Below are 13,987 nucleotides of genomic sequence, written 5' to 3'. Positions count from 1 at the left end.
TTGGCACAGTTCCCTTTATACTGCCTGCTGTACTGTCACCTGTTACAGAGAATTTGACGTGGGTTCGCCACGCAAAACAGGTTAAGACGTCCCACGCTCACCTATGTCTGAGCATATTCTCATTCAGATGCCGTTATGATGGGTTACACACGCCAATGAGTCAGTCTGACAAGAAAACGTCCGGTAAATTTTCCCTGCTGCCGGGCAGCATCACCCGCTTCTTCCTGTTAATGATCATCGTGTTGCTGGTAACGATGGGCGTGATGATTCAGAGCGCGGTTAACGCGTGGCTGAAGGACAAGAGCTATCAGATAGTCGACATGACCCATGCCGTGCATAAGCGCATTGATACCTGGCGTTATGCAACCTGGCAGATCTACGACAACATTGCCGCCGCCCCCTCTACAGCAACGTCCAGCGAAGGGTTACAGGAAACGCGTCTTAAACAGGACGTCTACTATCTGGAAAAGCCGCGACGTAAAACCGAGGCGCTAATTTTCGGCTCCCACGACAGCTCGACGCTGGAAATTACCCAGCGCATGTCCACCTATCTCGATACGCTTTGGGGCGCAGAAACCATCCCGTGGTCGATGTATTACCTGAACGGTCAGGACAACAGCCTGATCCTGATTTCTACGCTGCCGCTAAAAGATCTCTCTTCCGGGTTTAAAGAATCTACGGTGGGTAGCATCGTCGATTCGCGCCGCGCCGAGATGCTCCAGCAAGCGAATACGCTGGACGAACGTGAAACCTTCTCCTCTTTGCGGCGTCTGGCCTGGCAAAACGGTCATTACTTCACTTTACGCACCACTTTTAACCAGCCGGGGCATCTTGCGACGGTAGTGGCGTTCGACCTGCCGATTAACGATCTGGTGCCGCCGGCGATGTCTCTGGACAGTTTCCGCCTCGAACAGGACCCGTCGCAGAACGCCCTGCGCAGTCAGGATAAAGAGCCCAGTGATAGTGTCGCAATTAACTTCAACAGCTCGCGTATTGAGATCTCTTCATCGCTGAATTCGACCGGCATGCGTCTGGTGTGGCAGGTCCCGTTTGGCACGCTGTTGCTGGATACCTTCCAGAACATCATGCTACCGCTGCTGCTGAATATTAGCCTGCTGGCGCTGGCGCTGTTCGGTTACTCCACGTTCCGTCATCAGACGGGCCGCAAAAGCGCCGCTACCGCGCCGGTGTCGGGTGCCAACAACGAACTGCGTTTACTGCGCGCAATCAATGAAGAGATTGTCTCACTGCTGCCACTGGGGCTGCTGGTGCACGATCAGGAATCGAATCGCACCTTAATTAGCAACAAAATCGCCGATCACCTCTTGCCGCACCTGAACCTGCAAAACATCACCAGCATGGCGGATCAGCATCAGGGTGTGATTCAGGCCACCATTAATAATGAGCTGTACGAAATTCGCCAGTTCCGCAGCCAGGTTTCGCCACGGATGCAGATCTTTATCATTCGCGATCAAGACCGCGAAGTGCTGGTGAATAAGAAACTTAAGCAAGCGCAGCGTCTGTATGAGAAGAACCAGCAGGGCCGCGCGGCCTTTATGCAAAATATCAGCGATACCTTAAAGCAGCCGATCAAGACGCTGGCCGCCGAGGCCGCCGCGATAGATACCACTGAAAGCCAGAAGCTGGCGAACAACGCCGATCTGCTGGTGCGTCTGGTTGATGAAATTCAGCTTGCCAATATGCTGGAAAATGACAGCTGGAAAGGCGCATCCACACTCTTCTCGCTACAGGATTTGATTGATGAAGTGGTGCCTGAAGTCCTGCCCGCCATCAAGCGTAAAGGCCTGCAACTGTTGATCAACAACCAGCTTCCAGCCAAAGAGCAGCGCCATGGCGATCGCGATGCCTTGCGCCGTATTCTGTTGCTGCTGATTCAGTACGCGGTAACTACGACTCAGATTGGCAAAATCACGCTGGAAGTGAATGCCGATGAGTCTGCGGGCGAGCGTCTGACCTTCCGCATTCTGGACACCGGCAACGGTGTGTCGCACGGTGAAATCGATAATCTGCATTTCCCTTACCTGAACGACACCCAGTCCGACCGTTACGGTAAAGCGAACGCCCTCACCTTCTGGCTGTGTGATCAACTGGCACGCAAGCTGGGCGGGCATTTGAATATAAAGGCGCGCGAATCGTTAGGTACCCGTTACTCACTGCACGTTAAAATGGCCGCGCGGGAGGAGGACGGCGAACAGGAAGAGCGTCTGCTGGATGATGTCGTTGCGATGGTGGATATCACCTCTAACGAGATTCGTTCCATTGTGACCCGCCAGTTAGAGAGCTGGGGGGCGACGTGCATCACGCCGGACGAAAGGGCGACGAGTCAAGAATTTGATATCTTTTTAACAGATAATCCGTCTAATCTTACTGCTTCGGGCTTGCTTTTAAGCGATGATGAGGCTGGGATACGCAAAATTGGCCCCGGCCAATTGCGTGTTAACTTCAATATCAGTAATGCTATGCAGGACGCGGTCCTTCAGCTTATTGAAGAGCAACTGGCACAGGAAGAGGTCACGGAATCACCTCTTGGCGGCGATGAAAACGCCGAGCTTCAGGCCAGCGGCTATTATGCGCTGTTTGTTGATACGGTACCGGAAGATGTTAGCAGGCTGTATACTGAATGCGACGCGCGTGATTTTGCCGCGTTGGCACAGACAGCCCACCGCCTGAAGGGGGTGTTTGCTATGCTTAACCTGGTTCCTGGCAAGCAGTTGTGTGAAACGCTTGAGCATTTAATTCGTGAGAAAGATGCTCCGGCCATAGAAAAATATGTCAGCGACATTGACGCCTACGTCAAGAGCTTGCTGTAGCAAGGTAGCCTTTATTATGAACAATATGAACGTAATTATTGCCGATGATCATCCGATAGTTCTGTTTGGTATTCGTAAATCACTGGAACAAATCGAATGGGTCAATGTTGTCGGCGAATTTGAAGACTCCACCGCGCTGATTAACAATTTACCGAAACTGGATGCACACGTCCTGATCACCGACCTTTCCATGCCGGGCGACAAATATGGCGATGGGATCACGCTTATCAAATACATTAAGCGTCATTTCCCGGGTATTTCCATTATCGTCCTGACCATGAATAACAACCCGGCGATTCTGAGCGCCGTGCTGGATCTGGATATCGAAGGTATTGTCCTGAAACAGGGTGCGCCGACCGACCTGCCAAAAGCGCTGGCCGCGTTGCAAAAAGGGAAGAAATTCACCCCGGAAAGCGTCTCTCGCCTGCTGGAGAAAATCAGTGCGGGCGGTTATGGCGACAAACGTTTGTCACCCAAAGAGAGCGAAGTATTGCGCCTGTTTGCAGAAGGCTTCCTGGTAACCGAGATTGCCAAGAAACTGAACCGCAGTATCAAGACCATCAGTAGCCAGAAGAAATCAGCGATGATGAAACTGGGTGTGGAAAACGATATTGCGCTGTTGAACTATCTCTCTTCTGTCACGCTTTCCCCGACAGATAAAGAGTAATACTCTAAGAATGAATCCCCCGGCCAGCCGGGGGATTTTTTTATCTTATGATTCCCGCGTTTTTCTCACCCGCGCCGCATAGACCGCCAGTGTTTGCTTCAGCACATCCAGCGTCACCGGTTTTGACAGGCAGCTATCCATCCCTGACTCCAGACAGCGCTGTTTCTCTTCCGCCAGCGCGTTGGCAGTCACACCGACAACCGGTAGCGTCAGGCCAAGCTGACGGATACGCTGCGTTAAACGATAGCCATCCATATTTGGCATGTTGACGTCGCTCAGCACAATATCAATATGATTTTTGCTCAGCACATTGAGCGCATCAACACCGTCATTCGCTGTCATACACTGATAACCCAGCGTACCCAGTTGATCCGCCAACAGACGACGGTTGATCGGGTGATCGTCCACCACGAGGATCATCATATCGTCGTTACTGTCGGCAGACACATCATGCGCCGATGACAACTCTGCGTGATCCGCATTACCCACTTTAATACGATAAATACGCCCCAGCAGGGTCATTAACTCGTGCGGCGAAACAATGCTGTGCACCCATTCACCCGGTGCTCGTTCGAGAGGAATACCGATATGGCGACGGCAGAAGATTACTACCGCCCTGCCCGTCCATGGTTTTTCCAGGTCATCGTCTGTTATCAGCAAATCATCCGGCGTCGGTTCCTCGCCCTCGTAGCGCTGAACATCCACGCCGTGCCAGGTCAGCAGCGTTTCAATAAACTGATACAGAGATTCGTTGCGAATCGCCAGCCAACAGCGTTTTTGCGCCAGCGCGTCAATCACCAGCGGCGTGGCAGCCTGCGCGCCATACAACGGTATACGTACCGTAAACTGGCTCCCCATGCCCGGTTCAGTATCAACGGCAATATCACCGTCCATCATGTTGATGAGCTTCTCACAAATCGCCAGCCCCAGCCCGGTGCCCTGGAAGTTGCGCTGCACGCCCGTTCCTACCTGGAAGAACGGGTCGAACAGGCGTACCACCTCTTTCGCCGGAATACCCACGCCGGTATCACGGATACTGATACTCAGGTAATCGCCTTCACGCTTAAGATGCAAAATAATGCAGCCAATATCGGTGAACTTAATAGCATTGCTCAGGATATTGGAGATAACCTGCTGCAAGCGCATCGGATCGCCAAGCATCTGCGGCGGCACGTTGGGCTCGATAAAGCAGTACATTCCGACCCGTTTACGCACGACCAGCGGCAGATAGTTGGCGGTAATGTGATTCATCACCTCTTTCGGCGAGAACTCGCGCGGCTCGATTTTCAGCTGTTCAGATTCAATTTTCGAGAAGTCGAGAATGTCGCTGATGATTTTCAGCAGCAGGCCAGAGGAGTTGTTCATCGCCGTCACCAGACGCCCGACGCCTTTCGGCAACTCTTTGGTTTGCAACAAATCAAGGTTACCGATGATGCCGTACAGCGGCGTGCGCAGTTCGTGGCTGACGGTGGCGAGGAACATCGATTTCGACTGGCTGGCCTGTTCTGCCGCCTGCGCCATTTCCTGTAATGACTCTTCCATTTTGACGCGCGAGCTGACATCTACCAGCACACAAATCGCCACGTTTTCATTGCGATATCGCGAATGCACAAAACTGATTTGCAGGTTGGTATTGTTACTGGTGAGCACATCGACAAAGTTAAACTGCTGACCGCAGATAATCTGTGTTAAGCGCTGCCGGTCTTCGTGCGTCAGCATATTCAAATAGTTATGCGCCAGTTCGTTACTCAGAATATTGGTGCCATCCTGAGTACGCAGAATACAAATCCCGACCGGCGCAGAGGCGACGATTTTACGGTTGAACTGCTCATGCTCTTCCAGACGCTGGGCGTCTGACTCGGCAGGAATAAATATCCGCCGCTCGTACATTCTCGCCATCGTGAACAGCCCTACCCCGGTCAGGATGTTGAGCAGTACGGCGTTGAGAATCAGCATGCGGATGCGCTCAAGCACTAAATCAACCGGTACGGAATAAACAATGCTGAGCGACGATGGCGGCAGATTCTTTTTCAGCACCAGCTCGCGAAAGCCGCTGCTGTAGCCAAACCACGCGCGCTCCTGCATCCAGCGCTGATCGATGCGCAATTTGCTGTCCGGCCCGGTGAGCGAAATCAGCGAATCGCCGTTTTCATCAAGAATAGTCACGCCAATCGGTAAACTTCCCGGCGTGAAGAAGTTTTCCATGCGGATGGTTTGTTCAACGCCCAGCAGCGCCTGCAAACGGTTTGCCAGATACACCGGCGTTAAGGCATAGAAATAGCCGACGCCCGGCCGCGGGCCCTGGCTTATCCAGAACAGGTTGCTGCCGCTCTCATCCTGCGGCGCACTACGATACTTCACGATGCGATCGTGCAGGGTTTTCAGCGCCTGATTACGTTCAATCGGCATATCCCGCAGGCCAAAGTTCGCCATGCACAGGTTTTCACTGCCAATTAAAAAGACGCGGTTGAGGTCGTAGGCAGCGGAGAAATTGTCACGCCAGTAGCGCAGGAACCAGGCAAGCGACTCCAGCGAGCCGCGCCACGCATCGTCCAGCGCGGAACAATCGGAATCGGCAAACAGAGGCTCGAAGTCCGGGACTTCAGTATTCTCTTTTATCGACGCGGGAGGCAGCACGCCGTTCGTTGCCGTAAGACGGTTCTCGGCAATGTACTTCAGTTCTTTGATGACATCCGACGTACGCTGGATATAGCGCTGCGCCTGATCGGAACTCAGGTTAAATTCCTGACGTATCTCTGACTCTTTCTGATGCAAGGCATTCACGATATAGAAAACCGACGCGAGGGCAATCAGCAACCAGAGTAGCAGCGCCAGGGCCCGGAACAGGTAGCGTGAGACTTTAAGCGTCGTGCGAAAGGAGACAAGATATTTCAAAGGGGCGAAACTCCGCCATCAAAGGCTAACAGGATGTGGTTAAGGTAACGGGAAAACCCATTTGCCGCAACGCAGAAAAAAGGCCGGTTTATAACCGGCCTTTATTGTTACGTCTCACGATTTACTCGTCAGCGTCATCCGCTACGTCGTCATCGGTGTCCGTTTCCGGTGCGATTTCATCGTCACCTTCTGCGGCGCTGCCATCGATGGCGTCGAGTTCTTCGTCATCAACCGGTTCAGCCACACGTTGCAGACCCACAACGTTTTCATCTTCCGCGGTACGGATGAGGATAACGCCCTGGGTGTTACGACCGACGATGCTCACTTCGGAAACACGCGTACGCACCAGCGTACCGGCATCGGTGATCATCATGATCTGATCGCAATCGTCAACCTGCACCGCGCCCACAACGGAACCATTACGCTCGGTCACTTTGATCGAGATAACGCCCTGTGTCGCACGTGACTTAGTCGGATACTCTTCCGCCGCAGTACGTTTACCGTAACCGTTCTGGGTGACGGTCAGGATTGCGCCTTCGCCACGTGGAATGATCAGGGAAACAACTTTGTCCTCACCTGCCAGTTTAATGCCGCGTACACCGGTTGCCGTACGACCCATGGCGCGGACGGCGTCTTCTTTGAAGCGCACTACTTTACCGGCTGCTGAGAACAACATAACTTCATCAGAACCGGACGTCAGGTCAACGCCAATCAGCTCATCGCCTTCGTTCAGGTTCACGGCGATGATACCGGCAGAACGCGGACGGCTGAATTCGGTCAGCGCCGTTTTCTTCACGGTACCGCTGGCGGTCGCCATAAAGACGTTTACGCCCTCTTCGTACTCGCGTACCGGCAGAATGGCAGTGATACGTTCGTCGGCTTCCAGCGGCAGCAGGTTGACAATCGGACGGCCACGCGCGCCACGGCTGGCTTCCGGCAACTGATAAACCTTCATCCAGTACAGACGACCACGGCTGGAGAAGCAGAGGATCGTGTCATGGGTATTGGCCACCAGCAGGCGGTCGATAAAGTCTTCTTCTTTAATACGGGCTGCTGATTTGCCTTTACCGCCACGACGCTGCGCTTCGTAATCGGTAAGAGGCTGATATTTGACGTAACCCTGGTGAGACAGGGTGACGACAACATCTTCCTGGCTGATCAGATCTTCGATGTTGATGTCTGCGGTGTTAGCGGTGATTTCAGTGCGACGGTTGTCGCCAAACTGCTCACGCACCAGCTCCAGCTCTTCGCGGATCACTTCCATCAGACGATCGGCGCTGCCCAGAATGTGCAGCAGTTCGGCGATCTGTTCCAGCAGCTCTTTGTATTCGTCGAGCAGTTTTTCATGCTCCAGGCCGGTCAGTTTCTGCAGACGCAGATCCAGAATAGCCTGCGCCTGCTGTTCGGTCAGGTAGTATTTACCGTCACGTACGCCGAATTCCGGCTCCAGCCACTCAGGACGCGCCGCGTCATCACCCGCACGTTCCAGCATGGCGGCAACGTTGCCCAGAGCCCACGGCTGTGCGACCAGGCCTGCTTTTGCTTCAGCAGGGGTCGGCGCACGACGGATCAGTTCAATGATCGGGTCGATGTTCGCCAGCGCAACAGCCAGCGCTTCGAGGATGTGCGCACGGTCACGCGCTTTACGCAGTTCGAAAATGGTACGACGGGTCACGACTTCACGACGGTGACGTACGAACGCGGAAAGAATATCTTTCAGGTTCATGATCTTCGGCTGGCCATGGTGCAGTGCCACCATGTTGATACCGAAGGAAACCTGTAGCTGGGTCTGGGAGTAGAGGTTGTTGAGAACCACTTCGCCCACCGCATCGCGTTTCACTTCAATCACGATGCGCATACCGTCTTTATCAGACTCGTCACGCAGCGCGCTGATGCCTTCTACGCGTTTATCTTTCACCAGCTCGGCGATTTTCTCGATCAGGCGCGCTTTGTTCACCTGATACGGAATTTCATGCACGATGATGGTTTCGCGGCCAGACTTCACGTCCGTTTCCACTTCCGCGCGGGCGCGAATGTAAATTTTGCCACGACCGGTACGATAGGCTTCTTCAATACCACGACGACCATTAATGATGGCCGCTGTAGGGAAGTCCGGCCCCGGGATGTGTTCCATCAGCCCTTCAATGCTGATGTCTTCATCATCGATATAGGCCAGACAGCCGTTGATCACTTCCGTCAGGTTGTGCGGCGGAATGTTCGTCGCCATACCGACTGCGATACCGGAAGAACCGTTCACCAGCAGGTTAGGGATTTTAGTTGGCATGACGTCCGGAATTTTTTCCGTGCCGTCATAGTTATCCACGAAGTCTACCGTCTCTTTTTCGAGATCGGCCATCAGCTCATGGGCAATTTTCGCCAGACGGATTTCCGTATAACGCATTGCCGCCGCGGAGTCACCGTCGATAGAACCGAAGTTACCCTGGCCGTCAACCAGCATGTAACGCAGTGAAAATGGCTGCGCCATACGGACGATGGTGTCATACACCGCGGAATCACCATGGGGATGGTATTTACCGATTACGTCACCAACGACACGGGCAGATTTTTTGTAGGCTTTGTTCCAGTCATTGCCCAATACGTTCATGGCGTAAAGTACGCGACGGTGTACCGGCTTCAGGCCATCTCGGACATCTGGCAGCGCACGGCCAACAATGACCGACATCGCGTAATCCAGATAGGAGCTCTTCAGCTCTTCCTCAATGTTGACCGGTGTAATTTCTCTCGCAAGGTCGCTCATCTAACCGCTATCCCTCTACTGTATCCCGGATTCAAAGGTCGCAAATTATAACACAACCGCGTAAAGACAGGTAAACCTATAGCGTTCTGCCAGAGCTTTATTCGCATCGTTGTGCTGATATACTCGCGGTAATAATGAAATAAGGACCAGGAGTGCCCATGAACGCCGAAAAAAACACGTTAGCGCCCAACGTTGACCATGATGAGATCGCCAAATTTGAAGCCGTGGCTTCGCGCTGGTGGGATCTGGAAGGCGAGTTTAAACCGCTGCATCGGATCAACCCGCTGCGTCTGGGCTATATCGCCGAACGCGCTGACGGCCTTTTCGGCAAGAAAGTGCTGGATGTTGGCTGCGGTGGCGGCATACTCGCCGAGAGCATGGCGCGCGAGGGAGCGGAAGTCACCGGCCTGGATATGGGCTTCGAACCGTTACAAGTGGCGCGTTTGCACTCGCTGGAATCAGGGATTCACGTCGATTACGTGCAGGAAACCGTAGAAGAACACGCGGCGAAACATGCACAGCAGTATGACGTCGTCACCTGCATGGAAATGCTGGAACACGTGCCGGACCCGCAGTCGGTCGTAAAAGCCTGTGCGCAACTGGTGAAACCGGGCGGCCATGTTTTCTTCTCCACCCTGAACCGCAACAGCAAATCCTGGCTGATGGCGGTGATCGGCGCGGAATACATTCTGAAAATGGTGCCGAAAGGGACGCATGATATTAAAAAGTTTATCAAGCCCGCCGAACTGCTGAGCTGGGTCGATGAAACCGGCCTGCGCGAGCAGCATATGATTGGCCTGCATTACAACCCGCTGACCAACACCTTTAAGCTGGCTCCGGGCGTCGATGTAAATTACATGGTGCATACCAAAAATAAATAGTTGTCTGCCCGCGCCTGCGCGCGGGCTTTTTACCATTTCGCCGTTAACGAAAGATACCCCACCGTCTGTGAGAAATCCTGCGTACCCTTTTGCCATGCTACATTGGCACGCAGCGACACGCGCTGGCTGAGTTGAGCCTGAATACCCATTTTTATCTCGCCACGCTTATCCCCGGCGTTATCGGTAATTTCACTGCCATCTTCATCAAGCGTGATGCCATGTGGCTCCCGAATATAATTCAGGTCCAGCGTCGGAGTCAGGTGCATCGCATTGTCCGGCTGTACATGCCATTCGCTGTGTAAACCCAACCGCATCTGCATATCATCATCCTGCTGTTGCTTAACCCAGGAATGATTCGATGCGGTGAAATCATCCTGCTTAACGCCCTGATAGGTAACCTGCACCTGTGGCTCCAGCATTGTCCCTCCACGTAATTTCCATTGATAGCCGCCTTCCAGCGAGGCCAGCACGCCTTTGCTGTGATAGCTGTCCTCCCCCGCCTGTGGCTCGGATACCTGATTATCAAACCACGCGTATTGAAGCCAGCTATCCAGCCAGGCCCCTTGCTGGTCGCGGCCATGCTGATACCATGTCGAGGTGATACCTACGCCATAGCCGTGGTTGCTATTGTCGGCCCGGGTATCGGTTACCTTTGAACGGCTGTCGCCCTGATTATCACTGTAGCTCCCTACGACACCCAGCAACCACTCTCCATCATCACCGACCTTTCGCGTCATGAGAGTGCCACTCAGTTGCACGGTGGAAAAATCTTCATGCTGCGCCAGTTGGCCTGCGGCAGTGTAATTATTGCGTCCCCCCACGACCCGCAGATAAAGCGGTTGCCCGTTCGCACCCGCATGATCGCGGCGTTCCATCATAAATGCCTGGTTGGCCGCGCGCAGGTTGTTCAGATACCCACCCATTTTGGCATTGAGCACAGGCTGGAACGCAGGAGAAGGGTCCGGCGTTGGATCAGGTGTTGGATCCGGTTCGGGAGGCAACGGAGGAGCCGGAGGTGCGGGCGGCGTGGGTGGTACTGGAGGTGCTGGAGGCACAGGAGGGGCAGGGGGAGCCGGTGGCACAATTTCCTGTGAACGCAGATACCAGTCATTGTTATCTTCAACGAGGGTGTAGTCATATGCCCCCATATTGATATAGCCGTTTCCTGCCAGGTTAAACTGCGCCTCGTTCTGGTAGCTGCCAGGGTCAGCGGCAAAATCAACAACTTTAATGCCAGTAGCGGTCGGTTGACCAATCCCTGAAATGGGGTCAATGACCACCGTCGTGCTGCCGGAGGTATTACCGTTAAGCACCAGCATATCGCTGGCTGACTCATCGCCATCCAGTTCGCTGTCCATCTCCAGCGTGCCGCCGCCGATATAATCACCGTTGACCGTCAGCGTATCGCCCGCCGTACCGTTCGCCATGCTGATGGTGCCAGAGGTATTGGTCAGATTGCCGTCCACAGTCACTCCAGCCAGGTTGGTGACGCTGTCGGTCTGAAGATTAGTGTTTAACGTACCGCTCAGCGTTACGCCGTCAGTGGCATTCACCAGCGTCCCCGTACCGCTAAATATCGAGGCATCTAACGCGCTGGCAGTATCCTGATCGGTAAGGCGAAGCACGGTACCGTCGGTAATATCGACGCTACCGGAGGAAGTCGTGTCAATGGATTGCACATCCTGATCCCTCCCGGTTTCAAAGGTTGCGCCCTCACCGACCCACAGTGAGGACGCATAGGGAATGATGTCTACCGCATCGCCTTTCAGCGTTCCGTCTTCCACCCGCACCGCCGACGTCGCCGTACCGCTGGCAGTCAGTTCAAGTGTCCCAGTGCCGGTTTTGGTGAACGTGCTGGTGCTATCCTGGTGTGCGCCCGTACTGTCGGCCATCAACCCGCCCCACTGGGTATCCACACCGTCTTCCACCCGGACTTCACCATCGGCGCGCATTTCGATATTTCTTGCGTGACCCGCGGTTGCTGAACGAGTATCGACATCGGCGGTGACGTCCATTTCGCTGTGCTGCTGAGGGTTGGTAAAAATCAGTGAGCGGTTGTAATCGGTATTGCCCAGTTGGGTGTTATCGCTGACCTCAAGGATGCCCGAGGCAATTTGCGTATTTCCCAGATAGGTATTGTCATTCGCCAGAGTGACACGTTTGTCGCCAGCCTCTATTACCACGTAGACGCCGTCATCAGCGCCCTCATCGCCACCAATATGAATATTATCCCCGCCATTGATATCAACGACATCATTTCGACCAATCACTGTCCCCCCGCTTCCGCTGACTTCAAGGCCATCATCGGGGGCGTCATTTCCGTTCCAGGTTGTAAAATCAGAAAGATCCAGGACGCCACCGTTTAACACAATCGCTTGCGGATTGGCCTGCATTGCCTGCAAATCATTTTGATTTCCCACAAGGGAGAGCACGGCATCATTCTCCACCACCACATCACCGGTTAAGGCCATCGATTGGGCGCCAGCCAGCGTATAACTTCCGTTTTGCGCGACAGTTAACTGGCCCGCGCCCTGAATCGTACCGGCAAACATACCGCTGTTGACGGTAACATTACCTCCGGCATCAATATTAAGTACTCCGTTTTCAAAGCCCGTAAGGGAGTGCACGAAAGTTTGCTGGGTATCTCCCACATTCAATTCAGCCTGATTCTGTTGATGCAGGAGACTGCCCACTTTTAACCCGTAACAGTTTTGCGGGTCATCCTGGCAATGTGAGTCGCCCACATTCATCATCGAATTACTCCGTCCAAGCGTTACCTCGCCATTTTGAATGGCCATTTGGCCGGTATAATTATTATTGTCGGCATTCAGTACCAGTTCTCCCGCCCCCTCTTTAACAACAAGCCCGTTCCCGGAAATAGAGTCAATGGCGCCATCATTATCGATATCGCCAATCACCATGGTCTTATTGGCTGCAATATCAAATTCCACGGCGCTATGACCGGTATACATAAAACCGCCTGCCGCTGCCGATGTGCTCCCGCTATAACCCTGCGCGCTGTTGTTATCATTAACCAGCACACCGCCATTTTGGTCATAACTTTCATCAAGAGAAATATCAATAAGATAAGGAGCACTTACACTGTTAGTATAAATTGCGCCACCTTCTCCTTCCGCCACATTATTGGTAAAGCGGGAATTATTAATGACAGTTACACCAGAAAAATGCGATTTATCACTTTCATTATCCGTGACATCCAGCGCACCACCATCGCCATCACTATAAGTGGTTGATGTATAGGCCTGATTATTATCAAATACATCATCGCTAAAATAGTTGCTGTTATTAATAGAATAAATTGCCCCACCTTTGCCATCGTTGGCAATATTCCCGGTGAAGAACGTATTTGTGGCAATGAGATCCGCATCACCGCTATCGTTCGTGCCCCCGGAATAGATAGCCCCGCCATAACCGCCCGCAATATTATTACTGAAGATTACGTGGTCAAGATTAATCGTCGTGTTTTCTTTAGCGAAAATCGCCCCACCATTATTATATTCTCCGCTCACATGGTTGTTGGCAAAGAGCGTCATTCCATTATTATTTTCCGGTGCGGCGCTGAAGCTCGCCCCTCCGGCAAGGAAAACCGCCCCGCCGCTGGTGTTTTCATTCGCACCCTCGAAGATGAGCCATTGGTCATCGGCTACGCGCCAGTTCGCATTACCCCCAGAGAGACTCTGGCGGCTGGTCTGACAACTGGTGATGACCTGGTCTCCCTGGCATGTCTGTACCGCCTGCGCCTGTATCACTGGCCAGGCCAGCACAGGGGGCAGTATCAGCAGGTATCCTTTCCTTCTAAAAACTCGCCTTTTTTTATTTCGCATAATCCAAAACCGATGGGTCAATACAGAAATTCATTTAAAATCGGACTCACAAATAAGCGAAACAAAGATTTGTAAAAATAATAACGACTACAATAAGAATTACCGCGCCG

General features: G+C 53.2%; 6 protein-coding genes. 3 read left to right on the top strand and 3 right to left on the bottom strand.

Translation table 11 applies throughout. From position 1 onward, the window contains the following. Positions 1-155 precede the first annotated feature (155 nt). On the top strand, positions 156-2,831 hold the full coding sequence (rcsD, locus tag F0Q32_RS03855; protein ID WP_149462041.1) for a phosphotransferase RcsD: 2,676 nt from the start codon (positions 156-158) through the stop codon (positions 2,829-2,831). Between the two features lie 16 nt (positions 2,832-2,847). Continuing rightward, complete coding sequence (gene rcsB, locus F0Q32_RS03850; protein ID WP_015963687.1) at positions 2,848-3,498, top strand: response regulator transcription factor RcsB; 651 nt, start codon at positions 2,848-2,850, stop codon at positions 3,496-3,498. Positions 3,499-3,543: 45 nt separating this feature from the next. Here the strand turns inward: rcsB and rcsC are convergent, their stop codons facing one another. Then, positions 3,544-6,393: a two-component system sensor histidine kinase RcsC gene (rcsC, locus tag F0Q32_RS03845; RefSeq protein WP_149462040.1), complete on the bottom strand. Its 2,850-nt coding sequence runs from the start codon at positions 6,391-6,393 to the stop codon at positions 3,544-3,546. A gap of 121 nt (positions 6,394-6,514) precedes the next feature. After that, entirely contained in the window at positions 6,515-9,151 is a 2,637-nt protein-coding gene (gene gyrA / locus F0Q32_RS03840) for a DNA topoisomerase (ATP-hydrolyzing) subunit A (RefSeq protein WP_149462039.1), read from the bottom strand. A gap of 158 nt (positions 9,152-9,309) precedes the next feature. Between gyrA and ubiG the strand changes: the two genes are divergently transcribed. Next, a complete protein-coding gene (gene ubiG / locus F0Q32_RS03835) occupies positions 9,310-10,032 on the top strand; it encodes a bifunctional 2-polyprenyl-6-hydroxyphenol methylase/3-demethylubiquinol 3-O-methyltransferase UbiG (protein ID WP_149462038.1) in 723 nt (240 codons plus the stop codon). Positions 10,033-10,061: 29 nt separating this feature from the next. Here the strand turns inward: ubiG and yfaL are convergent, their stop codons facing one another. Beyond that, positions 10,062-13,877 carry an AIDA-I family autotransporter adhesin YfaL/EhaC gene (gene yfaL, locus F0Q32_RS03830; RefSeq protein WP_149462037.1) on the bottom strand — a complete coding sequence of 1,272 codons (3,816 nt, stop codon included), beginning with the start codon at positions 13,875-13,877 and terminating at the stop codon, positions 10,062-10,064. Between the last annotated feature and the right edge of the window lie 110 nt (positions 13,878-13,987).

It is taken from the genome of Pseudocitrobacter sp. 73, assembly GCF_008369545.1.
Lineage (GTDB): Bacteria > Pseudomonadota > Gammaproteobacteria > Enterobacterales > Enterobacteriaceae > Pseudocitrobacter > Pseudocitrobacter vendiensis.
The sequence above is the reverse complement of the archived record's forward strand: the minus strand, read 5'-3'. Positions and strand labels throughout refer to the sequence as shown.